Below are 25812 nucleotides of genomic sequence, written 5' to 3' on the forward strand. Positions count from 1 at the left end.
TAGTTTAGATTATATACCCACAGATATTTTTAAAGCTTCATCCAACTTTATCAGAACTCTATCATCAAAGCTACCTACTTTTTCACGAAGCCTTTTTTTATCAATAGTTCTTATTTGTTCAGCTAAAATAACTGAATTTTTCGGTAAACCGTACTTGGATCGTTCGATTGCAACATGTGTTGGTAATTTCGCTTTATTTATTTGTGAAGTAATAGCTGCTATGACTACGGTTGGACTGTATTTGTTTCCCACATCATTTTGAACAACAACGACAGGTCTTACACCACCCTGCTCAGATCCAACAACAGGGCTTAAGTCTGCGTAAAATATGTCTCCTCTTTTTACTTTCATAAACTCACCCTATAAACTCTTCGCTATTTTAAGAACTATTTTTATTATATCCAAAACACTTCAAGAAATCAATATAATAAACTTGCCCAACTTAAAAGCTGGGCTAAGATTAGTTGATTTTTTGTAAATAGTCGCACACTTCTACGACTTTTCCATTTCTAGTGTAAATTCTAGGAATTCTCATTGTAACTCTGCACAAAAGCTCATAAACATTTGTGTTAGCCATTTCTGCCAAATCGTACAACGAGATTTCTCCCATGTCATCTTTTCCGAACAACAAAATTTTGTCGCCGACTTTTACATCTCTAATGTATGTTACATCTATCATGATTTGATCCATGCAGACTTTTCCCAAAATTTTTGCTTTTTTGCCGTTGATAATTACGTAAGCTTTGTTTGATAATTCCAAAGGATAACCGTCAGCATATCCGATTGTCGCTGTTGCAACTACTGTTTCAGAGTTTGTCGTGAATGTTCTACCGTATCCGATATCTGTTCCTTTTGGAACTGTTTTAATCATGGACACTGTTGTGTAAAGTGATGATATTTCTTCCAAATTTAGTCTAGAATTTTCTCTTACATAATCTGATGCGTGATATCCGTAAAGACCGATTCCACATCTTATCATATCCAAGAAATATCCGTGAATTATCGCTCCTGCATCATTTGCTATGTGTTTTATTGGAACAGTTATACCTCTGTTTTCCACATCAATCATAAAACCAATGTATGTATTGTATTGTTCTTTTGTATAGGAATAATCTTCGCTATCAGCATCTGAAAAATGACTGTAAATTCCTTGCAACACTACATTATCCATTTTATAGATTTTGAAGATTTCTTCCAAGCATTTATCTTTGTCAAGTCTAACTTGAAATCCTAATCTTGTCATTCCTGTATCGATTTTGATGTGAACTTTGCATATTTTATTCAAACTTTTTGCAACGTTATTGATTTCAACTGCAGTTTCGTAATCGTAAACCGTTAATTCGATGTTGTTTTTGATTGCTACTTCAATATTTTCATTGGAAATGTATCCTAAAATCATAATTGGTTTGAATATTCCATTTTTGCGAAGTTCCAAGGCTTCATTTATATTGGACACTGCAAAGTAATCTATTCCTAAATATTCCAATTCTTTTGTAATAAATGCTGCGCCTTGTCCGTAAGCATTAGCCTTAACTACGGCACACATTTTGACTAAATTGCTGATGTTTTTGATTTCTTTGTAATTGTGTTTTAATTTGTCCAAATCAACCTTTAAATAACTTTGATATTTAAACATTATTTCTCCTTACAAGCATTAATCGCATCCGGTAAATTTCTAATAATATCCGATGCAATAATGCTATCTTCTCCTATTTTTTGTTTTGCAAAATCTCCAGCTAATCCGTGAATGTAAACTCCCAATTTACAAGCTTCGAACACATCTCTGTTGTGCATGAAACTTGCAATGATACCAGACAAACAATCGCCACTTCCAGCAGTCGCCATTCCAGCATTTCCAGTATTATTTACATGTATCTCATCATTTTTTGCAACGATTGTGTGATGACCTTTGAGAACTACAATACATTTATGTTTCTTTGAAAAATCCGTGGCGACCTTTTCGCGATTTTGATTGATATATTCTACATCCAATCCAGAAAGTCTACTAAATTCAAGCGGATGTGGAGTTATCGCAACAGAATAATCATCGTATTCTAGTTCACTGAAGTCTTTTATTGAGTTCAATCCATCAGCATCTATCAACACTGGTTTGTGGAAGTTTTTGAGTACGGATTTTATCAATTCGTAATTTAACTTGTCTTTTCCCATACCACAACCTATTGCGACACAGTTTTTATTGGAAATATATTCTAAAATCTGAAAAATAGAATTGTCACTCAATTTTTTGTCGACACACTCAAGTGGAAGTATTATATTCTCAACGGATTTAATTTGCATAATTTCTGAGATTACTTCAGGGACAATTGTGTACACCAATCCACTACCACAACGAAGTGCTGCCATACTTGCCAAGTACACACTGCCACACATTCCGTCAGATCCACCGACTATGCAGACTCTTCCGTAGTTTCCTTTATTGGAAAAAGGATCGCGTTTTTTTATTGTAAAATCCATTTTAATCCTCCAACATCAACACGCACATTGCTATTGCGTATTCTTCATCGTGAGAAATGGATGCATCAATATCTAAAACTTTTGGAAATTTATCTGTATTTAATTTTACAACTAATCCATCATCATGTATAGACTCTACATCCATAAAACTCATTTTACCAATTCCAGTCTTCAAAGCTTTTGACACTGCCTCTTTCATGCAAAACATCCCCGTAATTGTCTCAAAACTTCTATTTTTGGATTCAATGTATGAAATTTCACGTTCAGTGAAGACTTTTTTCATAAATTTATCCAGATTTTTGATGTTTTCTATTCGTGAAACCCTTAGTATATCAGTTCCACATCTAATCTTCATTTTTTATTCCTTCAAATTTTTCCAAGAATTTGTTTCTCAATGCTAAGAAATCTAATTTTTCGATATCTTCCACACTTTCGACATCTTTTACGAAATCTTCCACGATTTCTCCAATTATTTCGAATGAATTTTGTGAAAAATTATTAATATTATACGATTCTGACAAATATTTTATGCTTTCTTTCATTAATTTATCCGTCAAAATATCTTGGTAAGTTTGGTTTATATTGCAGTTGCTGATTTCTTTTTCGATGACTTTTTTTATGGAATATATCACATAATACACAAAGTCCATAAAAATTTCGTTGTTTTCTCTGTCATCAAGCGCAAATAATATCGACAAACAGAAGTTCCAGTTGAAGTCCTTGTCCAGTCTGCTATTAAGTCCTTGTGCAAATGAAGTGTGAATGTAATCCCCAAATTCCATATCTGAAAAATCATACAATTCACCAAAACTAATTGGCTTGTTACTTATGGCATTGACCTTGTTTAGTATGTCGATCAATCTTTCTTCGTATTGTTTTTTCTCCAAAACATCCATTACAGAAAACAAATAATCGCTCACTACATTTGCTATGTTTCTCATATCTATTACAAAACCTAAGTTGTATTTCAGTTTGAGAATGTAACCATCGTGAATCATTTTTGTTATGATGCTTTTAAATTGTTGTCTTGTAGCGTCATCTTCGTTGGATTCCACTGTCATCATTTTTTTGTAAACGCTGTTGAGTTGCTTGTCGATAATTGTAAGGTTATTTTTGATTGAGTACATCACATCACGTATCAAATCTTCTGTCATAACGTAGTTTGAATTTTTGTACAAAATCGAATGATCTACCTCTCCCCAGAACACATTGACCATGGATTTGATTTGCACTTCGAAATTGATTTTCATGTCGTCATTTTCCACGAAAATAGCGTCGATTTTATAGATTTCGAACCCGTTTTTTTGTTTTTGTGGTTGTGGTTGATCCAGGTTAAGTCTGATTCTCATATCATACTTGGAATAATAGTAGCCATTGTCATCTTTGTAATAAAAAAGTCTTTTCAAATATTCGTACAAATCTTTTTCATTTTCATTGAAACGACATTCTATTCTAACTCCAATCAAATCTGGAAATAGATTGAACACATCCTCTACGTCTTTACATTTTATATAATAATTTTGTTTTAGTATTTTTTCTTTGATGCTGTCTTCTTTTTTTACACGTGCGTTAATATTAATAACATCTTCGTTTTTTTCAAAAACTTTACTGAAAAACTCTTTTGTTTCTTCTGCAACAAAGTTTATGAATTTGTAACGGCTATTAATTAAATTAACAGCATCATTCATAAATTGAAAAATTCCAGCTCTCATTTTTATTCTCCTTTTTATTGCTACTATTATTTTACCATATTTAAGCTTTTCACAAGCATGAAAAAAGAGCACTGCGTGTGCTCTTTTGATTTTACAATTTATAGAAACTTCATCCTGTTAGGATTAATGTCTCGTTCTATTTCGTGAAAGCCTTTGATTTCGATGTTGTTTTCTTCTATGATTTTTTCGATTTTCGGTTTGTCTTCCAAGTTATCATACAATATAGAAATCCCACAACACACATCCAATACTCTTGGTGTTGGTGCAATCGTAGCTTTGATAGAATTTTCTTTGATTAAATCGTAAAGTTTTTGTCCGTTTGCCACATCTTTGAACAAGATGTAGTTCATTTTATCTGCCATTTTCTATCATTTCAACGAACGCTTCAATTCTTGTCTTCAATTGTTCGCTGTCTTCGTCTGTATAATCAGTTTCAATTCCCAATACTGGAATGTTGTGATCTTTAAGTTCTTTTTCTACAATGTGACCTTCTGTATCGTAAATGTTACAGAATTTTAAGTTAACATCGATTACACCATCAACGTTGTATTCTTTTGCAAGTCTGATAATGTCGTCAACTCTTTCAGTGTTTGGAGTGTAACATGCGCAGTTGATACCTTTCATGTATCTATCTGTTAGGTGATCAACCATTTCGTCCATAGTTTTTCCAGATTCATCTACAGTTAATTCAAAATATCTTGAACCTGTACACATTTCTTCACATACAACAGCTGCTCCACTTGATTCAATGATGTGGTGTAGTTTCCAGTTTGGAATAGATAATGGAGTTCCTGTTAACATTAATCTTGTAGCGCCTTTTTTATATACGCTAATGTTTTGTTCTTTTCTCTTATCCAATTCATCGCATAGTTCATTAACTTTTTGTGCAAATCTTGTTGGATCATCGTAGAATGCGATTTGTGAAATCAATAAGCAGTCTTTACCACTGATTGGGACATTGTCTAATTTACGGAATTCCCACAATCTTTGCATTGCACGTCTTTTGTTGTTGATTAAAACAATTGCATCGTGAAGAGATTCTGGAGTTAATTTGTTGCCAGTTAATTCTTCGATTCTTGCGATGTATCTGTAAACTTCGTCTTTGAAAAATTCAACGTCTTTGTCTCTTTTCATTTGTGGCAAATCAAAGATGTACATTGGAGCATCTTTTGACATGATTTCCCAAGCTTTTTTCTTACCGTCGCATGTTGTTTCTCCGACGAATAAGTCTGCAAGTCTAAAGAATGGACAAGTTTTTTCAAATCTAGCACCTAGAGATGCTTTGATTAGTGGACATGTTGCAGTTGGAAGATATTTTTCTCCACCTGGTACCCAAAATTGTGATCCTGAACACAAACCAGTATTGATAGCTCCACAACCAAATACTACTTCATCAGGAACGTGAATACAGAATGTTCCTACAACTTTTCCGCCGTTTTTTTGGAATTCGATTAATTCAGCTGGTCTAATTCCGTGGATTTCTGCAACAACCATGTTGAAATAATCCATTTTTTCTGGTCTATTTTCTTGTGATAAATATACATCACCAAATGCTTGTGGTAAAACTTCACACAAAACGTCGTGTTGATCGACATCCATTCCTAAATCTTCCCACATTTTTCTGTAATCTGCCATTTTTATACCCCCTAGTAAGTAATTACATTATCATCACAATCAAATTGGCTACAGTTATTAATAACATAATCTGGTTTGAAATCGAATTGCTTGTACTTTTCATCTATGTATTCAAACCCTTTTTTTGTAAAAATATCGTGATATTCGCCTTCACAAAAATAGCCTTCTTTGATTAATTGATCAAATTTTTTGTACACTCCAGCTGCTGCCTGAAGTTTTACAGATGATTTATCCCTAAAAGAATCATCTATATGTTTTTTGATGAATTCTATTCTTTTGTCTATGTCGAAGATAAATTTTGAGAAATATTCCACCTCGTATATTCTTCTCTCATCAATATCGCATTTTCTGAGATTGAATATAAGAGATGAAATTTCTCTGGATTTTTCAATTAAATCATTAAATTTTTCTTCGTCAAATTTTTTGTCCAGTTTACCTTCCAAATACTCAATCAAAGATTTATAATCCCTGTATTTGTACACGAAAACATCTTTGTCAGTTTTCTTTTTCAAAGTTTCGTAGCGAATTTTGCAACTATCATCTACAATGAAAAACGATGAACTAAACATAAAAGGACATCTTCCAAGTTCCAAATAAGCAAAAGAAGAATTCAACATATCACAGTAATTATTATCTGTATAATCTTCTGTGACTTCCCTGTCTATTCCATAAGAATACACTGTTGTAACTCCAAAACTCTCAACGATTTCCCATGGAACTCTGCCCCACAATGAAACAACAGTTGTTGATTTACTCAAAGTGAGTGCATCAATATATGCGTTTTTTCTAATATCTAAATAATCCATTATCTTGCCAAGACTGCTGCTCCTATCGCTCCTGCAAATCTCGCGTTTTCATTTGTTTCTACGGTTGCTGACAGAAGTTGTGACAAGTGTTCTGTCATATAATCATTTCCCGAAAAACCTCCAGTTAAGAAATAATAATCCGTAGCAGGAAGTCTGTGAACCAAAGTCTTCACTTTATTAATGATAGAATTAATTACACCACAAGCAATATCTTCTTTTGGTGTGCCTTTTCCAATTAATGAAATGATTTCTGTTTCAGCAAAAACCGTACACATCGAAGAAATTTTCACATCTTTTCCAGTTCTTGCCAAATCAAACATTTCGTCCAGTCCAACACCAAGACGATTTGCCATTACTTCCAAAAATTTCCCAGTACCAGCAGAACACTTATCATTCATTATGAAATCTTCCACCATACCATTTTTGTAACTTATGGCTTTTGTATCTTGTCCTCCAATGTCGATAATAGTCATATCAGTATCGTTGAAAAAACTTGCGCCTTTTGCGTGGCATGTTATTTCTGTAACGACTTTGTCCGCAAATGGAACAGAAACTCTCCCGTATCCTGTAGCAACAACTTTGCTATTATCTTCGTTTACTCCATTTGATTCTAGCCATTCTTTTATAGTTTTACTTGTTTCAACAGAACTCCAGCCCGTTGGCATAACTTTTTTGAAAAGAATTTCTTTTTTTGAATCATCTAAAACAACTACCTTTGAAGCAGTTGAACCTATATCAATTCCTACATAATACATATTTATCACCATCTTCATTATAACATCAAACAAAATTATTTTCTGATTTATAAGATTATTCAATAAATCAAGGCTTATTTATAGGAAAAATTTATAAATAAAAATGTGAATAAAAAAAGCCTCGAAAATTAATTTCAAGGCTTTCATTCTTATCCTATTACTATAATATTTCCCCACCATCTGAAAATTGATTGTGACAATTCGTTTGCTGCATATAATCTGTCTTTACCTTTTGGTTGACCGTTAAAATACATTTCTCCCCAATTGTTTGGATCGTAAACTTCAAAATACAATCTATTATTGATATGAGTGTATCCTTTGACAACTAAGAAATGTCCTCCTTGGTAGTTGTAAAATCTACCAATGTTTGAATTATTGTTATTATTAAATGAAATAAATCCAGTATTCACGCAAACAATTGCAATGTTTCCATTATCCAATATATCTGTCAAAGTATCTTCTCCATTGTATACAATTGTACGATTTGGAATTCTTTGATCATTCAAATATTGTGATACAGTGTTTGTGGACCACCATCCACCTTGCATAGGATAACGATCTCTTGCACCAGCTGCTGTTGAGATTGTATTTCTGTTGAACCATTTTTCTACCATTACACTTGAAGATGGACCACAATTTGAGTTACTAGCCCAGCCAGTATTTCCTTGATCTATGTACCAATTATAGTTTCTATTGTTGTGTACTTCTTGTCTTACTGCGCCTGTAAAAGTAGGTGTTACTAAAACTACGATTGCCATTAAAAGCATTAATATTTTTTTGCTAAATTTCTTCATATTTTTACTCCTTTAATTTTATTTTTAAAAAGAAGACGTTTTACTTATATTTATAACCTCCTTATTTTATTTTTCTTCTTTTTATTAGCTAAATTATTTGATTTTATAACAATTAATTTCATAAATCTATGTATTTTCTGTAGTTATGTTATCGTTTACAATAAAAGTATAACATTTAATTTTAAATTTTGAAATAGTTTTGAACAAAAAAATAGTAGCGCATTTTTAAAATGCACTACTATTTTAATTTAATATTTAAAATAATGGCCAAATTATTCTTAATACGAATACTATTGCCAAGATATACATCAAAATTGAAACATCTTTTCTTTTTCCTGCTAATAATTTTATCAATACATAGCTTATCATTCCGAAAGAAATTCCTTCTGCGATTGAATAACAAAATGGCATCGCAATTATTGTTATGAATGCAGGAATTGCTTCTGAATAATCGTAAAAGTCGATTTCTTTGATTGAGCTAAGCATAAATAATCCTACGATTACAAGTGCAGGTCCTGTTGCTTGTGCAGGAATCATTCCGAATACTGGGAACAAGAATAAGCTTAGGAAGAAAAATAATGCTGTTGACAAAGCTGTTAGACCAGTTCTTCCACCTTCTGCAACTCCTGATGCCGATTCAACAAATGTAGTTACTGTACTTGTACCAAGTAGAGCTCCCATTGTTGTTCCAATCGCGTCTGCTAATAATGCAGGAGATGCTTCTTTTAATTTTCCTTGTTCATCTAACATACCAGCTTTTGCACTAACTCCAACCAAAGTTCCTACTGTATCGAAAATATCTACAAATAAGAATGTGAATACTACAGTGAACATATCAAAAGTAAATATTTTATCGAATTGTATTTTAAAAGCTACTGGAGCTAATGATGGTGGCAATGTTATTGGAGATCCGCCTTGGTATTTTGACACTCCCAAAATTAATGCCAAAATAGTAGACGCCAAAATTCCATACATCAACGCACCTTTGATTTCTCTTGCTAAAAGTAAAGCGATAATGAATAATCCTACAATAAATACTACGCTTTCTCTACTCAAAAGATTTCCCAATTGTAATACAGTACCTTCACCTTGCATAATAATTCCTGAATTTACCAAACCAACTAATGCTATAAAAAGTCCAATTCCACAGCTAACAGCTTTTTTCAAATTAATTGGAATCGCATCAAAAATCATTTCTCTTACTTTAAATAATGAAAGAATTAAAAATATAATACCTTCCAAAAATACAGCAGTAAGTGCAAATTGCCAAGTATAGCCTAAAGTTTTTACGACTGTGAATGTAAAAAACGCATTAAGTCCCATTCCTGGAGCGAGTCCAAATGGTAAGTTCGCTAAGAAAGCCATGCAAATCATAGCAATGATACTTGAAACAACACTAGCCGTAAACACTCCGCCCTTGTCCATTCCAGTTTGACTCAACATTTGTGGATTCACTGCCAAGATATAACTCATAGTCATAAATGTAGTAAATCCCGCCATTAATTCCGTCTTAACATCTGTTTTCTTTTCAGATAGACGAAATCTTTTTTCTAAAAAATCCAAGTTTTCCCTCCTTAATTTTTATCAAAATCTTCGTATTCCAATTGTTTATCTTCCCAATCTGAATACAAAGAATTTTTGTCAGCGTTAAGATTTTCCAATTCTTCATTTAATTGAAGAATTTTTTTAGGATCATCGTAAATATCATTTTGACAAAACATATCTTCAATTTCTTTGATTCGTTCGTCAATTTTATCTATGTTTGATTCAATCGTCTCAATTTGTTTCCTTAATTTTTTAAGATTATTAGTAATAGCACGTTGTTTTTTCTTTTCTTTCAAAGCGGCAGTTTTGTTCAAACTTTCCTCTGTTTTATCCACTTTCAAATCGTTGATTTTTTCTTGATAATAATCGTAATTTCCAAGATAAGTTGTCGCTTTATCTTTTTCCAACACAATAATTTTATCACAAACTCTATTCAAGAAGTATCTGTCGTGGCTAATTACAAAAACCGTACCTTCGTAATTTATCAAAGAATCTTCCAAACTTTCCTTAGAGTCAATGTCCAAGTGATTGGTAGGTTCGTCCAGCAACAAAAAATTTGATTTTGAAAGCATCAATTTCAACAACGATACACGCGCCTTTTCTCCCCCACTCAAATCTTCAATAAGTTTGAAAATATCGTCTCCTACAAAATTCATAATAGCAAGAGCGCTTCTGATTTCGTAATGAGTCATTTTAGGGTATTCGTCCCAGATTTCATCTATAATTGTGTTTTTGTCGTTCAAATACATCTGCTCTTGGTCAAAATATCCTATATTAACATTGGATCCTAATCTGAATTTTCCAGAAGTTGGTTTTAATTTTTTCGTTATGATATTGAATAAAGTCGTTTTACCAACTCCATTTGCTCCGATTAGTCCAACTCTTTCTTCCTTATATATATCTAAGTTACAGTTCTCAAAAATTAACTTGTCGTCGATTTTTTTGGATAAATCTTCAACCATCAAGACGTCCTTGCCGCTTGGCGAAGATATTTTGAATTTTATTCCAAAAGTTCCATCGTCATACGTTGGCTTATCCATAAGCTTCATTTTATCCAAAAGTTTCTTTCTGGATTGTCCTTGTTTATTCTTCTTCGCATTATCAGTGCTAGTGTATTTTTCGACGATTTCAAGTTGTCTCTTGTATTCACGTTGTTGATTTTCGTAGGTTTTTCGTTGGATATCCATGTAGATTTTTCTCTGTTTCATAAAATCAGTGTAGTCTGTCTCATAAGTTTTGATGGTTCTATTTTCCATATGAAAAATCCTGTTCACAATTCCATCTAAGAAATATCTATCGTGTGAAATTATCACACAAGCGCCCTTGTAATTTTTCAAAAAAGTTTCCAAAAATTCGATAGCTTTGATATCCAAATGGTTGGTAGGTTCGTCTAGTAACAATACGTCGCATTTTTGCAGAAGAAGTTTCGCGAGCATTATTCGTGATTTCTGACCACCACTGAAATTTGTGACGTTTTTATCCAAATCATCATCAGAAAATCCCAAACCTTTTAATGTCCCTTTGATTTCAGAATCATAGAGATATCCTCCCATTGATTCAAATCTTTCCAAATCTCTGTGATATTTGTTCATCAAATCTTCCAAATCTTCAGTATTCTTCATTTGATTTTCGTATTCGCGAAGTTTTTGTTCCAGTCTCAATACTTCTGAAAACACGCTCAAACATTCTTCATACAGAGTATTTGTTGAATCGAATGAATTATGTTGCTTCAAATATCCTATTTTCATATCGTTTTTGATGAACAAATCTCCACCGTCTTTGGATAATTCTCCTGTAAGGATATTGAATAAAGTGGATTTTCCGGCACCATTTATTCCTATGATTCCAATTTTATCATTGTCGTTAATATTAAAAGTCACATTTTCTAAAATGCTTTTATCTAAGAAAGATTTTTCTATGTCTTTTGCGCCTATTAGAATCATTTTTTCACTTCCTAACTAAACAGTCAATCAACTCAATACTGAGTTAATTGACCTTATATTTTCAAAGATGACAAAACTTTGCTAGTATCTGTAACTATAAGTTTGATTTCATCTTCATCTATTATCGCGACTGATTTTACACCGTCTTTTGGAATCGAAGGGCTTCCTGGATTTAACAAAATAACGCCGTCTTTTTCTTCCAAAACTTTTACGTGAGTGTGTCCTGTTATTACGATGTCACAATTATTTGCCTTGGCAATTCTAATTCTATTGTCTTCATCTTCTTCATATCCATGAATTGTGAAAATTCTATGTTTACCAAGATTTAATATTCTATGTTTTTGTGTCAAATCGTGTTCAATTACCATTTGATCTACATCGCTGTCACAATTTCCTCTAGTGTAGATTACATTATCCATAGATTTCAAAATAACTGCCAAATCTTTTGGATTGTAATCTTCTGGAAGAGCATTGCGTGGTCCGTGATACAAAACATCTCCCAAATGCAAAATAGTGTCGCAACCTTTTAAAATCTCCAGAGCTTTTTTCGTATTTTCCAAAGACCCATGAGTATCACTTATTACGCCTATTTTCATTAGATTAATACCTCATCCAAAATTTCTTTAACATTACTTGTAAAATAGAATTTGATTTTTTGTCTAATTTTAGGATCAATATCTTGGATATCTCTTTTGTTTTCTTTTGGCAAGAACACTTTATTGATTCCGTATCTGTGAGCAGCCAAGACTTTTTCCTTAACTCCACCAATTGCCAACACTCTACCTGTAAGTGTGATTTCTCCAGTCATTGCAAAATCGTGTTTTACTTTTCTTCCTGTCAATGCACTCACTAAAGCTGTGACCATTGTAACACCTGCTGATGGACCATCTTTTGGAACAGCACCTTCTGGAACGTGAATGTGAATGTCTTTTTCTTTGTAGAATTCACCTTTTATTCCCAAAGCTTCTTGGTTACTTCTGATGTATGAGATTGCAGCCATTGCAGACTCTTTCATTACATCTCCAAGTTTTCCAGTAAGTTGTGTTTTTCCTGTACCATCCATTACATTCGCTTCGATTGTAAGGATAACGCCACCAACTTGTGTCCACGCTAATCCATTCACAACTCCGATTGTATCTTCTCTTGGAATTTCATCATCTAACACTAATTTAGAGCCCAAGAATTTTTCCAAATTTTTGTTGTTAACTACAACTTTTTTCACATCATCTCTTACAATTTTAACGACAGCTTTTCTGACAACTTTACCGATATTTCTTTCAAGCTCTCTTACTCCACTTTCTCTTGTGTAGTTGTTTATAATCGTATAAATAGCATCTCTTGTGATGTGGAATTGAGATTTGTCCATTCCATTTTCTTTTAATTGACGTGGAAGTAAGTATCTGTTAGCTATTTCAAATTTTTCATAATCTGTATAACTTGTAACTCTTATAACTTCCATTCTATCCAACAACGCATCTGGAATTTGTTCTTGTGAATTTGCAGTTGTGATAAACAAAACATCTGACAAATCAACTGGGATTTCGATGTAATTATCTGTGAATTCGCTGTTTTGTTCGGGATCTAAAACTTCCAACAAAGCACTTGCAGGATCTCCTCTAAAATCAGATGCTAATTTGTCAATTTCATCCAATAAGAAAACTGGATTTAATTTCTTAGCTTTTTGCAATTGAGTTATAATTCTTCCTGGCATTGCTCCGATGTAAGTTTTTCTGTGACCCCTGATTTCTGCTTCATCACGTACGCCACCAAGTCTCATGGATACGAATTTTCTATTAGTTGCTTCAGCGATTGATCTTGCAATTGAAGTTTTACCAACCCCTGGAGGTCCAACTAGACAAAGGATAGGTCCTTTTAATGATCCAGTCATCTTCTTAACAGCTAAATATTCCAAAATTCTTTTCTTAACATCTTCAAGTCCAAAATGACCATCATTTAGAACTTTTTCAGCAACTTTTAAATCAATCGAACTTTTTGATTTTTTGTTCCAAGGAATATCCAATACTTGATCGATATAATTTCTAATCACTGTGCTTTCAGGATTATTTGGATTCATAGAAGATAATCTGTTGATTTCCTTTAAGACGTGTTCTTCAGAATCTTTTTTAAGTTTTAATTTCTTAACTTTGTTGGCATAATCATCTGTGTCTTCAATGTCGTATTCTTCACCCAATTCCATCTTGATTTGACGCAATTGTTCCTGAAGAAAATACTCTTTTTGTGTGTCAGATATTTCCTTGTTTGTTCTTTCTTCGATATCTTCTTTTATCTTCAAAAACTCAATTTCTTTTATTACAAATTTGTACACCAACTCAATTCTTTCATCCATATCCAAAGTTTCCAATAATAAAATTGAATCCTTGTCGTTTAATGAAATTAGCATTGAAATTGTATCTATCAAAGAACTTGGATCTTCTTCGTTTAAAAGTCCCCCAAGCAAATCTTGTGGTAATGGTTTTTTGATAATTTCTGCCAAGCTTTCAAACGAAGAAATAATCATCCTAATCATAGTCAGTGATTTATCTGTAGGATGATATTTTGTTTTATCGTATTCCATAACTTCTACGTTTGCTTCTAAGAAACTGTCGTTTTCAACAAAGTCTACGATTTTAGCTCTGTCGTAAGCTTCAACCAAAACTCTGACATTTCCATTTGGCATTTTAATAGTTTGTTTGATACTTGCAAGAACTCCTGTATGATAAAAATCTTCTTTTGTAATGTTTTCTACCATTGGATCTTTTTGCGTACAAATAAAAATCTCAGAATTTCTGAGCAAACTAGCATTTAAAGCATTTAATGAAACTTCTCTTCCAACTTCAAAATGTTGGATATTATTTGGAAACAACCACAAACCACGCAACGCGATTATTGGAAGTTTCTTTTCTGATATTGTATAGTATTCTTTCATCAAACTCCTCTTTCGAATTTAATCTATTGATAAAAATAGCTCACCTAAAGTGAGCTATTTGTGTTATTTATTATTTGTTTTAAAAACAAGTTTTGGGTCTTTTCCTTCTAGTACACTTTCTTTTGTCAAAATTACTTTGGAAATGTCTTGTCTTGATGGTAGCTCAAACATAATATTCATCAAAGATTTTTCTATTATTGTTCTCAAACCTCTGGCACCTGTTTTTCTATCGTAAGCCAACTTGGCGATAGCTTTCAATGCATCTTCATCAAATTCTAACTCAACATCATCCATTTTGAATAATTCTTGATATTGTTTGATAACTGCATTTTTAGGTTCCAAAAGTATTTTAATTAAAGCTTGTTCATCTAGTTCATCAAGTGTAACTAAAACTGGAATTCTTCCTACAAATTCAGGAATTAAACCAAATTTAATCAAATCTTCTGGCCTAATATCTTTGAACAATTCAGAAATTCTCTTGTGTTCATTTTCTCCCAAATCTGCACCAAAACCTATTGATTTTGTTTCTGTTCTTTTTTCGATTATTTTTTCTAAGCCGTCAAAAGCTCCACCGACAATGAATAAAATATTTTTTGTATCAACTTGAATATATTCTTGATTAGGATGCTTTCTTCCACCTTGTGGCGGTACATTACAAATTGTACCTTCAACTATTTTTAACAAAGCTTGTTGTACACCTTCACCGCTAACATCTCTAGTGATGGAAGGATTTTCGCTTTTTCTAGTAATCTTGTCGATTTCGTCAATGTAGATGATTCCTTGTTCTGCTTTTTCGATATCGTAATCCGCCGCTTGAATAAGCTTCAAAATTACATTTTCTACATCTTCTCCGACATATCCAGCTTCTGTAAGGCTAGTTGCATCGGCAATAGCAAAAGGAACATCCAATATCTTGGCTAAAGTTTCAGCTAAAAGTGTTTTTCCGCTTCCAGTTGGACCCACCAATAAAATATTTGATTTTTGTAATTCTACATCATTGTTCATTAGATTAGAATTAATTCTTTTGTAATGATTATATACTGCAACAGCCAAGGCTTTCTTGCCTTCTTCTTGTTTGATTACATAATCATCAAGCACATCCTTGATTTCGATTGGCTTAGGCAAATCAATTCTTTCTTGGGTATTATCTATATCTTTGAATTCTTCTTCTATTATGCTGTTACATAATGAAACACATTCATCGCAAATAAATACTCCAGGTCCAGCAATTAATTTTCTGACTTCATCTTGTGATTTACCGCAAAAAGAACATTTATATTGATTTTCATTTTTTGGCATAAATATTTCCTTATTTAGAAGTATATATAACTTCGTCTATCAATCCATACTCTTTTGCTTCTTCTGCTGTTAGTATGAAATCTCTGTCTGTATCTCTTTCAATTTTTTCTAGAGGTTGTCCAGTTCTTTCAGATAATATCTTGTTTAATAATTCTCTCTTCTTCAAAATATTCTTAGCGTGAATTTCGATATCACTAGCTTGTCCTTGTGCTCCACCAAGTGGTTGATGGATTAAAGTGTCTGCATTTGGAAGTGCATATCTTTTTCCTTTTGCACCACTTGTTAGAAGGATTGCTCCCATACTAGCAGCCATTCCTACACAGATTGTTGAAACATCTGGTTTAACGTATTGCATAGTATCGTATATCGCTAATCCTGCACTTACAGAACCTCCTGGTGAATTGATATATAATTGAATATCCTTTTTTGGATCTTCACTTTCTAAGAACAATAATTGAGCTATAACAAGATCCGCCATCTGATCATTAACTTCGCCTGTGACGAAAATAATTCTTTCTTTTAAAAGTCGAGAGAAAATATCGTAAGATCTTTCGCCTCTATTACTTTGTTCTACAACCATTGGTACTAAAGATGGCATAATAATAACCTCCTATTATTAATTCTAATATATTGAAATATTATTTATCTTCTTTTGTTTCTTCAGCTTTCTTTGTTTCAAATTTAGTGATTTCTACTAATTTTTCTAATGCTTTCTTTCTCTTGATGTCTTCTTTTAAGAATTCTACGTTTGGACTATTTTTGAATTCTTCGATGAATTTTTCTTCGTCGTCTTGTCCGTAAACTTTAGCGAATTCTTTTAATTGTTCATCTAATTCTTCATCTGTAGATTCGATTGCTTCTTTTTCGATATATTTTTCTAATACCAAATCACCTTTAACCTTTAATTCAGCGTTAGCTCTTAATTCGTTTTTAACATCTTCTTCTGAAGTGTTAGTGATTTGGAAGTATTGATCTGTATTTAAGCCCATTTGTTGAACTCTTCTTGCAAAATCTTGGAATTGACGATTAACTTCGTTCTCAATCATTGATTCTGGAACTGTAATTTCAGTAGCATCAATCAAAGCTTCTACAGATTTGTTTTGTTTTTCAACTAATTGTCTTTGTTCGTTGTCTTTTTCTAAGTGTTCTTTGATGTCTTTCTTGTATTCGTCAAGAGTATCGAATTCAGAAACATCTTTTACGAATTCATCATCTAATTCAGGTAATACTTTTTCTTTGATTGAATTGATTTTGCATTCAAACTTAGCATCTTTTCCCTTTAAAGAATCTTCGTGGTAATCTTCTGGGAATTTAACATTAACATCAAATTCGTCTCCAACATTGTGACCTACGATTTGTTCTTCAAATCCTGGAATAAATGTGTGTGAACCTAAAACTAATTCGTAATCTTCAGCTTCGCCACCGTCAAATGCTTTATCTTCTACAAAACCTTTGAAATTGATAGAAACAGTGTCATTTTCCTTAGCTTCTCTTCCTTCAACTTCTTGAACTCTTGCGTTTGATTCTAATTCGTGGTTAATTTTCAAATCAACATCAGAATCAGTTACTTTGTATTCTTCGATTTCTGCTGAAAGATTAGAATAATCACCTAATTCGAATTCTGGTTTCAAATCAACAGTGAATTTTACTTTTACATCATTGTTTTCAGTAATGTCATCAAGATCAATGTCTGGTTGAGAAACTGGTTCTAATTCTAATTCTTCGATTGCTTTTTCGTAAATTCCTGGTAATAAAAGATTTACAGCATCTTCGTAGAATAATCCTTCACCATAAGCTCTTTCCAACATTTTTCTTGGAACTTTACCTTTTCTAAATCCTTTTAAACTAAATCTAGATCTATTCTTTTTATAACTTTCCTCAATTGCGTTATTGAAATCTTCTGCAGGTATTTCACATGTGAATACCGCTTGATTATTTTCTTTACTTACAAGCACTGCGCTCATACTTTCCTCCTAATTTTTATTTAAAACTTAAATTAATTTCACTTAAAATAGAAATTCCAGCTAATATTATACCCTAAATACCATTTTTTTTAAAGTTTTTTAGCTAAAATGATTAAAAAACTGTCATTTTTGTTCAACTTTGTAGTATAAATCCAATTTTTTTGCTAATTTTTCGAAATTTTCTTCCCCTTTTCCTATATATACACCATTTTGTATAGATGTCGTGAGAAGTTTATTGGTAGTCTTGTCTACATTTCCTTCATTTACCAAAATATTTACGTAATTTTTTTGTAGACTCACATATGATGCCAATAAAGATGTTCGGATATCTTTGTATTCTGTAAAAATAATTTTAGAATACTTGATATCTGAGTTTTGAGCATAGTTTGCATCATAAACCGATCTGTAATCATTTCGTGTGACTTTGAAACCATTTTGTTTTAATTTCTCATCGTATTCACTACTTATTATAGATGTCGGTTGGTCAATCAAAATATTTGAAATCCCCTTGTCGATAGCAAATTTGGTAATTGATTCGTCAAATTTTTTACCTTGTACAAATGTAATCGCGTATCCATTTTTTAAATAGTAGCCCATCTTTGCTTGAATAAAATTGAAATTAGACAAATCGCTAATAACTAAAGTATCTGTAGGATTTAGGTTTGTGTTCTCTTTGATGACATTCTTGGATACTTCTACACGATCTCTGCCGTCAATTCTTGTAACCAACAAACCGCTCAATTTCAAATTATCAGCAATTTCTTCTGAAACTGATTTGGGTCCGCCGATTATATACACGTTTTTAGCTTTCAACCTATTATCTTCTTTTAATATTGGACTTTCTTTCTTTATATACGCTCCATCATTTTGAATAAGCAAAATCGCCGCTTTATTCTTATATGCAAAGCTTAGAGCTGAAATTATGTCGCTTTCTTTTTTTTCATTTACTATTACTAAGTTCGCATTTTTATCGTAAACTTCTTCCGTCAATTTTTCTGACAAATCGGAGACGTCTTTCTCAATTATTTTATCCAGAACTACATCCGTATTCGCAAGTGATTTTGTGGATAAAAACAGCAAACACATACACAAAATTAAAATTCTTTTCATAATTACCTCTTCATTAATTATATATTAAAATCAAATCAAATTGCAAAAATATATCATTTCTTGCAATTTCAATCAAATTAGTTATATAATTAGTTCGTAACACTCAAAAAATGAAAGGAATTGTATATGTTCGAATTGGAATCAAAGTTAATAAAGGCTGTTCAGCTAAAATCGAATAAAGAAGCACATGAATTAGCTGACAAATTGTTGAATATTTGGCAAAATTCAGAAACTAATATAAGATCCCAAAAGAACACAATTATTCAATTGTTGGGAATATTTTGCTGGAACCAAATTAAGAATATAAGCGATAATCAGAGTCTAAAATTTTGCGAAACCGAAAAAAACAAATTATTGTCTAAAATAGAAAATGATGAATCTGAAAATCTTGATGAAATACTCCATGAAATTGTAGAATATTACACTACAAACCAAAATATATTTACAAAGGGTTGTGAAAACCCATTAATCAGAAGGGCATTGGATTATATTTACAATAACAGTGAGCAGAAGATTTCTCTGGATATTCTGTCTGATCACTTGCACGTGTCAAAAAGCTATTTGTCGACATTGATTTGTCAAAACACGGGAAGCAATCTTCCAAATATTTTGACTACTTTTAGAATAGAAAAAAGTCTACTGCTTTTGACTTACACCGACAAATCCGTTAGCGAGATTTCAAAGGAAGTTGGGTTTCAATCTGATTCATATTTTTGTCAACAATTTAAAAACATAAAACAAATTACACCGAAAAAATTCAGGACAATAACAAAGCGTGACCTCTGCTAAAGGCCACGCTTTTTTTATTGTTTATTGTAATTATTAGAATGAGGGCAAGAAGTGGAACCGCAATCGCAGCTACCACCTTTTTTAATCATACGACGTACTGCAAACACAATTGCTACGACAATTATTGATAATACTACTATATCAGCTATATTCAAAAAATCACCTTCTTTAAAATTCTATCTCTATTCTACTGCTCTTTTTGATTGATTGTTTTTGTATTTATCTTTTCTAAATATCATATACAACGTTCCAACCAACACTACAAGCGCTATTGCTGTCATAATTGTAAATGGTTGTTTTACTACCAACACATTTAAGAATTGATATACCATAAACGATATTAAATATGCAAAAACAATTTGATAAATAATCGCAAATGCTGTCCATTTTGAAGAATTCATTTCTTCTTTTATAGCACCAACTGCCGCAAAACAAGGAACTGTTAATTGGTTGAATACCAAGAAACTCAAAGCAGATGCTATAGTGAAGTTACTTTTTACCAAATCAGCTATTTTACCTGTATCATTACCTACACCAGAAACTATTCCGTAAACGCTGACTACCATTTCTTTAGCAACAGTTCCTAAGAATGAAGCTACAGTTGCAGTCCAATTTCCGAATCCTAATGGAGCAAACAATGGTGCGAATATTTTTCCGATGAACGCCAATATAGTATCGGTACTATCATCAGCGAAATGAACAAATTCTCCCTTAACAGAAATACTTTGTAAAATCCAAACGCAAATTGATGCAACTAAGATTATTGTACCTGCTTTTATGATAAATGATTTAGTTCTATCCCAAGTTACACGCAAAACATTTGAAACAGTTGGTTTGTGATATTCAGGAAGTTCCATTACGAATGGAGCTGGTTCTCCTGAAAAAGCTTTTGTCTTTTTCAAAATAAGGCCACTGATTATTACTGCCAAAATTCCTGTAAAATACAATAATGGAGCAAACCACCATTGACCGAAAATCGCTGCTGCAAATAATGCTATGATTTCTGTTTTTGCACCGCAAGGCATGAATGATGCAACGATGATAGTCATTTTTCTGTCGTTTTCATTTTCAATAGTTCTTGTTGCCATAATTCCTGGAACTGAACAACCAGTACCAATTAAGATTGGAATAAATGATTTACCAGATAAACCAAATTTTCTGAACATTCTATCCAACATAAATGCGATTCTTGACATGTATCCTATATCTTCTAAAATAGCTAACAATAATTCCAACGTTGCAACCAAAGGCAAGAATCCCAATACTGCACCAACGCCGGCAACAATACCATCTACAACAAGGCTTGTTACCCATTCGCTAGTTCCGATTGCTTCTAATCCTTTTGTAGCTAAATCAGCTAATGCAGTTCCCATCACAGTATCTGCCCACCAATCGTGGAATGGAGGACCACCAACAACCTTTACCGCAATAAAGTAAACGGCTATCATTATCAATACGAAAATTGGTAATGCCAAAAATCTATTCGTAACCACCCTGTCGATTTTATCACTAGTTGTTAATCCCAATCTTCCTTTTTGTACAGAATCTGAAATTACTGAAGTAATGAATGTATATCTTTCATCTGTAATTATGGATTCACCATCATCATCGTATTCTTCTTCAATTTTTGAAACAATTTCTTCAACTTTTGCTTTTTCTTCATCAGTGATATGAACAGCTTGTAATGCTTTTTCATCTCTTTCCAAAGCTTTTACAGCAAACCATCTTTTTGATTCAGAATTTTTAATGGATTCTACACTATTTTCTATTTCAGTAAGCACATTTTCAATTTCATCACTAAATGATTTTATCGATTCATGATGAGATTTCACTTGTTTTTGTGCAACTTCAATTAATTCATCCAAGTTTAATTTTTTAAGTGCTGATACTTCAACTATTGGAATTCCCAATTTTTCAGATATTAGTTTTGTGTTTAATTTATCGTTATTTTTCTTAACGACATCCATCATATTAAATGCCAAAACCATTGGAATTCCAATTTCAGATAATTGTGTTGTAAGATACAAGTTTCTTTCAATATTTGAAGCATCCACAACATCAATAATTACATCTGGTTTTTCGTTTATTAAGTAATTTCTACTAACAACTTCTTCCAAAGTATATGGAGAAAGCGAGTAAATTCCCGGTAAGTCGGTAATTTTAATATCTTTGTTATTTTTTAAAGTTCCCTCTTTTTTTTCTACAGTAACGCCTGGCCAGTTACCAACATATTGATTGGATCCTGTCAACGCGTTAAACATCGTGGACTTACCACTATTAGGGTTACCTGCTAAAGCAATTCTTATTGACATAAGTCCTCCTAATTATTTATCTATAATTTCTATTAAAATATTTTCTGCATCATCTTTTCTAAGACTTAGTTCATATCCTCTCAAATTAATTTGAACTGGATCTCCTAATGGTGCTACTTTTCTGATATAGATTTCTACATTTTTTGTAATACCCATATCCATTATTCTTCTTTTAACAGGACCTTTTCCCAAAATCTTAACAACTCTGTAGTATTTTCCTACTTCGGCGTGTTTAAGATTCATTTCGTTATCCACTTATGTATCCTCCTTAATTAAATATGATTTACCATAATTCTCATAGCTATATCTTTTCCTATAGCCACTCTTGAACCTTTTATTTTAACTATCAAATTTCCGTAGCTTTCTGAAACAACCGTAACTACTGCTCCTTCAACAAAACCCATATTATTCAATAATTTTTTTTGTGAATCATCTTTTATTTTTTTTATTTTTACGATTTCAAAATCTTCATTGAGTGGCACTAATGCCAAATTCATTTAATCACCTTCATTTAAACGTTTAAATCTATTACATTGATATTATATTGATAAAGAGTATTAATGTCAAGTGAAAATCATTATTATTTTTTCATTTGTTACAAAATTATTGCAATTTGCTAATAAAATTTACACTACATTTTATATTTGATATAATATCTCAAGAGATAAAAACAAAAAAGCGCCAGACCTTTACGGTTAACGAGGGATAGAGTTATCGAATTTTTCGGCGGGAGCTCTATAGGTAACACAGCCTTAGCATTTAACAAAGTTCAAGAGCAATTTTGAAACAAAAATAATGAAGTGTATCTCTAAAAAATTTGGAGGTAAATATATGTGCGGAATAGTATGTTATAACGGCGAAAAATCAGCCGTAGAAATCATATTAAACGGATTAAAATCTCTGGAATACAGAGGATATGATTCAAGCGGTATTTCTGTAGTAACAGACAAAATCGAAACAGTAAAAAGAAAAGGAAAATTACAAAATTTAATAGATTCTATCGATGAAATTGACAATGACGCAAGTGTCGGAATTGGTCACATTAGATGGGCAACTCACGGTGAACCAAACGAAATTAACGCTCACCCACAAGTAAGCGAAGACGGCGAATTTTCAGTTGTTCACAACGGTATCATCGAAAATTATAAAGAATTAAAAAAAGAATTGGAAGATAATGGCTACACATTCAAATCGACAACGGACACAGAAATTGTTGTTGCATTGATTAGCCAGTACTATAAAGACGATTTATTAGAAGCAGTAAAATCTACAATCAAAAGATTAAAGGGAGCTTATGCATTAGGAATTGTTTCAGAATACGAAAAAGACAAACTAATCGCTGTAAGAAAAGAATCTCCGTTGATTTTAGGAAAATGTGACGACGGAATAATTCTAGCAAGTGATATTCCTTCTGTTTTAAAATACACAAGAGACATCGTGTATTTGGAAAATGGAGACATCGTAGAAATTGACAAGAAAAACTACACAATTTACGACAAAGATTTCGAAAAAGTAGATCGTGAAGTTAAAACTGTAGACATGACAATTGATCAAGCTAGTAAAGGTGGCTACGATCATTTTATGTTAAAAGAAATTCACGAACAACCAGAAGTTGTTAAGAAGACTTTGGAAGTTAATGTAAAAAATAACGTAATAGATTTTGCAGAAAATTCATTAACTAAAGAAGAATTATCGAAAATCAACAAAGTATACATCGTTGCATGTGGTACAGCTTATCATGCAGGTGAAGTTGGCAAAGTTGCTATTGAAAAATTAGCGAAAATCCCTGTAATTACTGATATCGCATCAGAATTTAGATACAACGATCCATTTATCGATGAAAACACTCTAGTGATTTTGATTTCTCAATCAGGAGAAACTGCTGATACATTGGCAGCTCTTAGAGAATCCAAAAACAAAGGCGCAAAAATCTTGGCGATTACAAACGTAGTTGGCTCATCAATAGCAAGAGAAGCTGACAAAGTTATCTACACTTTGGCCGGTCCTGAAATTGCAGTAGCCAGTACTAAAGCATACATTTCACAATTAGTTACAGTGATAATGTTGGCTTTGGATTTCGCAAAAAAATTAGGCACAATTGAAGATGTTGAGTATTCAAAATACATCGAAGAATTAAAAACAATGCCTGAAAAAATAGATGAAACATTAAAAACAGAACCTATAACTGAAAAAATAGCTGAAGCTATCAAGGAAGATAAATCGATGTTCTTTATTGGACGTGGACTTGACTTCTTGAGTGTAAAAGAAGGAGCTTTGAAGTTAAAAGAAATATCCTACATTCACACTGAAGCATTCCCTGCAGGAGAATTAAAACACGGTTCAATCGCTTTAATAGAACAAAACACTCCAGCATTATCAGTTATCACACAATCAAAATTAGCTGAAAAGACAATTTCAAACGTTCAAGAAGTTGTGACAAGAGGAGCGAAAGTATTCACAATCACAGTTGAAGGAAATGACAATATGAAAGACTTCTCAGAAGAAATCATCTTCATTCCTAAAACTTTAGAATTATTGTACCCTATACTTTCAGTAGTTCCTGAACAATTATTGGGATATCATACTTCCTTGAAAAAAGGCTTAGACGTAGATAAACCACGTAACTTAGCAAAATCAGTTACAGTTGAATAAAAAATACGGAGTGCTCATTTTAAAGTGAGCACTCCTTTTTTGATGTTAATATTTAATTTTCTAGCTAAAATTTATAATTCTAAATTAGGATAAACTTTCAAATCAAGTCCGTCTTGTTTTCCGTTGATATAATCATAATATCCAGCAGTTGCAATCATTGCAGCATTATCTGTACACAAGATTTTGTCTGGGAAGTAGACTTGTATTCCTTTTTCTTCTGCTTTTTCCAAAACTCTTTCTTTTAATCTGGAATTTGCTGCAACTCCACCACTTAGAACGAAAGTTTTTTGATTTTTTTCTTCTAATAATCTAAAAGATTTTTCAACCAAAACATCTATGACAGCTTCTTGGAAAGATGCTGCAACATCTTCTTTTATTATTTCTTCGTTTTTTTGATTTTTATTGTTCAAATAATTTAGAACAGCTGTTTTCAATCCACTAAAACTAAAATCGTAACTGTCTTTTTCAAGCATTACTCTTGGAAAATCTATCGCTGTTGGATTTCCTTGTTTTGCAAGCCTGTCAATAACAGGTCCCCCTGGATATTCCAATCCCAAAGCACGAGCGACCTTATCATAGCTTTCTCCACAAGCATCATCTCTTGTAGATCCAATTATTTCATAATTTTGGTAATCCAAAACATCTATAAGATAAGTGTGTCCTCCTGATACAACCAAGGAAATGAATGGAGGTTCTAATTCTTTGTGGTTAATGTAGTTTGCGCAAATATGCCCTTGCATGTGATTAACACCTACAAGTGGTTTTTTCAAACAAAAACTCAATGATTTCGCACAAGATATTCCAACCAAAAGAGCTCCAATAAGTCCTGGGCCCTTTGTAACGCAAATCACATCCACATCTTTCAAAGTAATATTAGCCTCATCCAACGACTGTTGCAAAATGGAGTTCATAGCTTCCAAATGAAGTCGACTTGCAACTTCTGGAACAACTCCTCCGTATCTTTTGTGTACATCAATTTGAGAAGAAATCACATTGCTCATTACTTCTCTTCCATTTTTGACAATAGCAACACTTGTTTCATCACAAGATGTTTCAATTGCAAGCGTAATTATATTTTCATTTATTTCTTCCATA

Annotated in this window: 25 protein-coding genes; 2 read left to right on the forward strand and 23 right to left on the reverse strand. The window is 32.4% G+C overall.

Annotated elements, in window-relative coordinates:
* Positions 1 to 9: 9 nt before the first annotated feature.
* The 18 genes from HMPREF0391_RS01705 to HMPREF0391_RS01790 all read right to left on the reverse strand — a co-directional run bounded on the left by HMPREF0391_RS01705 (position 10) and on the right by HMPREF0391_RS01790 (position 18964).
* On the reverse strand, positions 10 to 351 hold the full coding sequence (locus tag HMPREF0391_RS01705) for a type II toxin-antitoxin system PemK/MazF family toxin (RefSeq protein ID WP_002835111.1): 342 nt from the start codon (positions 349 to 351) through the stop codon (positions 10 to 12).
* Positions 352 to 460: 109 nt separating this feature from the next.
* A complete protein-coding gene (gene alr, locus HMPREF0391_RS01710) occupies positions 461 to 1636 on the reverse strand; it encodes an alanine racemase (protein WP_002835112.1) in 1176 nt (391 codons plus the stop codon).
* Positions 1636 to 2475 carry an NAD(P)H-hydrate dehydratase gene (locus HMPREF0391_RS01715; RefSeq protein WP_002835113.1) on the reverse strand — a complete coding sequence of 280 codons (840 nt, stop codon included), beginning with the start codon at positions 2473 to 2475 and terminating at the stop codon, positions 1636 to 1638. Before HMPREF0391_RS01715 ends, alr begins: the two co-directional genes overlap by 1 nt.
* 1 nt (position 2476) lies before the next feature.
* Positions 2477 to 2830, reverse strand: coding sequence for a holo-ACP synthase (gene acpS / locus HMPREF0391_RS01720; RefSeq protein ID WP_002835114.1), 354 nt, complete (start codon positions 2828 to 2830; stop codon positions 2477 to 2479).
* Positions 2820 to 4187, reverse strand: coding sequence for a GTP pyrophosphokinase (locus tag HMPREF0391_RS01725; protein ID WP_035109097.1), 1368 nt, complete (start codon positions 4185 to 4187; stop codon positions 2820 to 2822). The genes acpS and HMPREF0391_RS01725 overlap by 11 nt, the downstream gene beginning before the upstream one ends.
* 98 nt (positions 4188 to 4285) lie before the next feature.
* Entirely contained in the window at positions 4286 to 4549 is a 264-nt protein-coding gene (locus tag HMPREF0391_RS01730; protein ID WP_002835117.1) for a DUF3343 domain-containing protein, read from the reverse strand.
* Positions 4539 to 5822, reverse strand: a complete 1284-nt coding sequence (locus HMPREF0391_RS01735; RefSeq protein ID WP_002835118.1) for a double-cubane-cluster-containing anaerobic reductase — start codon at positions 5820 to 5822, stop codon at positions 4539 to 4541. Before HMPREF0391_RS01735 ends, HMPREF0391_RS01730 begins: the two co-directional genes overlap by 11 nt.
* Positions 5823 to 5833: 11 nt before the next feature.
* Complete coding sequence (locus HMPREF0391_RS01740) at positions 5834 to 6628, reverse strand: 2-hydroxyacyl-CoA dehydratase family protein (RefSeq protein ID WP_002835119.1); 795 nt, start codon at positions 6626 to 6628, stop codon at positions 5834 to 5836.
* Positions 6628 to 7383, reverse strand: coding sequence for an acyl-CoA dehydratase activase (locus HMPREF0391_RS01745; protein ID WP_035109100.1), 756 nt, complete (start codon positions 7381 to 7383; stop codon positions 6628 to 6630). Before HMPREF0391_RS01745 ends, HMPREF0391_RS01740 begins: the two co-directional genes overlap by 1 nt.
* A 149-nt stretch (positions 7384 to 7532) precedes the next feature.
* Complete coding sequence (locus tag HMPREF0391_RS01750) at positions 7533 to 8177, reverse strand: hypothetical protein (RefSeq protein WP_002835121.1); 645 nt, start codon at positions 8175 to 8177, stop codon at positions 7533 to 7535.
* A gap of 255 nt (positions 8178 to 8432) precedes the next feature.
* Positions 8433 to 9740 (reverse strand): NCS2 family permease, encoded by a 1308-nt coding sequence (locus tag HMPREF0391_RS01755; protein WP_002835122.1) that lies wholly within the window; start codon positions 9738 to 9740, stop codon positions 8433 to 8435.
* Between the two features lie 11 nt (positions 9741 to 9751).
* Entirely contained in the window at positions 9752 to 11665 is a 1914-nt protein-coding gene (locus HMPREF0391_RS01760) for an ABC-F family ATP-binding cassette domain-containing protein (RefSeq protein ID WP_002835123.1), read from the reverse strand.
* A gap of 53 nt (positions 11666 to 11718) precedes the next feature.
* Complete coding sequence (gene yfcE, locus HMPREF0391_RS01765) at positions 11719 to 12261, reverse strand: phosphodiesterase (RefSeq protein ID WP_002835124.1); 543 nt, start codon at positions 12259 to 12261, stop codon at positions 11719 to 11721.
* Positions 12261 to 14591, reverse strand: coding sequence for an endopeptidase La (lon, locus tag HMPREF0391_RS01770; RefSeq protein WP_002835125.1), 2331 nt, complete (start codon positions 14589 to 14591; stop codon positions 12261 to 12263). The genes yfcE and lon overlap by 1 nt, the downstream gene beginning before the upstream one ends.
* Before the next feature lie 63 nt (positions 14592 to 14654).
* Positions 14655 to 15890, reverse strand: coding sequence for an ATP-dependent Clp protease ATP-binding subunit ClpX (gene clpX, locus HMPREF0391_RS01775; RefSeq protein ID WP_002835126.1), 1236 nt, complete (start codon positions 15888 to 15890; stop codon positions 14655 to 14657).
* A gap of 10 nt (positions 15891 to 15900) precedes the next feature.
* Complete coding sequence (gene clpP / locus HMPREF0391_RS01780; RefSeq protein WP_002835127.1) at positions 15901 to 16488, reverse strand: ATP-dependent Clp endopeptidase proteolytic subunit ClpP; 588 nt, start codon at positions 16486 to 16488, stop codon at positions 15901 to 15903.
* Positions 16489 to 16528: 40 nt separating this feature from the next.
* Complete coding sequence (gene tig, locus HMPREF0391_RS01785) at positions 16529 to 17854, reverse strand: trigger factor (protein WP_002835128.1); 1326 nt, start codon at positions 17852 to 17854, stop codon at positions 16529 to 16531.
* A gap of 123 nt (positions 17855 to 17977) precedes the next feature.
* Positions 17978 to 18964 carry a cell wall-binding repeat-containing protein gene (locus HMPREF0391_RS01790; RefSeq protein ID WP_002835129.1) on the reverse strand — a complete coding sequence of 329 codons (987 nt, stop codon included), beginning with the start codon at positions 18962 to 18964 and terminating at the stop codon, positions 17978 to 17980.
* Between the two features lie 126 nt (positions 18965 to 19090).
* Between HMPREF0391_RS01790 and HMPREF0391_RS01795 the strand changes: the two genes are divergently transcribed.
* A complete protein-coding gene (locus HMPREF0391_RS01795) occupies positions 19091 to 19753 on the forward strand; it encodes a helix-turn-helix transcriptional regulator (RefSeq protein ID WP_002835130.1) in 663 nt (220 codons plus the stop codon).
* 14 nt (positions 19754 to 19767) lie between these two features.
* Here the strand turns inward: HMPREF0391_RS01795 and HMPREF0391_RS09275 are convergent, their stop codons facing one another.
* The 4 genes from HMPREF0391_RS09275 to HMPREF0391_RS01810 are packed head-to-tail and all read right to left on the reverse strand — an operon-like array spanning position 19768 to position 22562.
* Positions 19768 to 19908 (reverse strand): FeoB-associated Cys-rich membrane protein, encoded by a 141-nt coding sequence (locus tag HMPREF0391_RS09275; RefSeq protein ID WP_002835131.1) that lies wholly within the window; start codon positions 19906 to 19908, stop codon positions 19768 to 19770.
* A 27-nt stretch (positions 19909 to 19935) separates the two neighbouring features.
* The gene (feoB, locus tag HMPREF0391_RS01800) at positions 19936 to 22065 is read right to left on the reverse strand and encodes a ferrous iron transport protein B (RefSeq protein WP_002835132.1); all 2130 of its coding nucleotides are present in this window, start codon (positions 22063 to 22065) and stop codon (positions 19936 to 19938) included.
* Between the two features lie 12 nt (positions 22066 to 22077).
* On the reverse strand, positions 22078 to 22308 hold the full coding sequence (locus HMPREF0391_RS01805) for a FeoA family protein (protein ID WP_035109672.1): 231 nt from the start codon (positions 22306 to 22308) through the stop codon (positions 22078 to 22080).
* Positions 22309 to 22337: 29 nt separating this feature from the next.
* Positions 22338 to 22562 (reverse strand): FeoA family protein, encoded by a 225-nt coding sequence (locus HMPREF0391_RS01810; RefSeq protein WP_002835135.1) that lies wholly within the window; start codon positions 22560 to 22562, stop codon positions 22338 to 22340.
* A 334-nt stretch (positions 22563 to 22896) separates the two neighbouring features.
* Here HMPREF0391_RS01810 and glmS point away from each other — a divergent pair, with 334 nt between their 5' ends.
* Entirely contained in the window at positions 22897 to 24717 is a 1821-nt protein-coding gene (glmS, locus tag HMPREF0391_RS01815) for a glutamine--fructose-6-phosphate transaminase (isomerizing) (RefSeq protein WP_035109103.1), read from the forward strand.
* Between the two features lie 71 nt (positions 24718 to 24788).
* Here glmS and tsaD read toward each other — a convergent pair whose 3' ends face one another.
* Complete coding sequence (tsaD, locus tag HMPREF0391_RS01820) at positions 24789 to 25811, reverse strand: tRNA (adenosine(37)-N6)-threonylcarbamoyltransferase complex transferase subunit TsaD (RefSeq protein WP_230454543.1); 1023 nt, start codon at positions 25809 to 25811, stop codon at positions 24789 to 24791.
* Between the last annotated feature and the right edge of the window lies 1 nt (position 25812).

It is taken from the genome of Finegoldia magna ATCC 53516 (assembly GCF_000159695.1).
Taxonomy (GTDB): Bacteria; Bacillota; Clostridia; order Tissierellales; family Peptoniphilaceae; genus Finegoldia; species Finegoldia magna_F.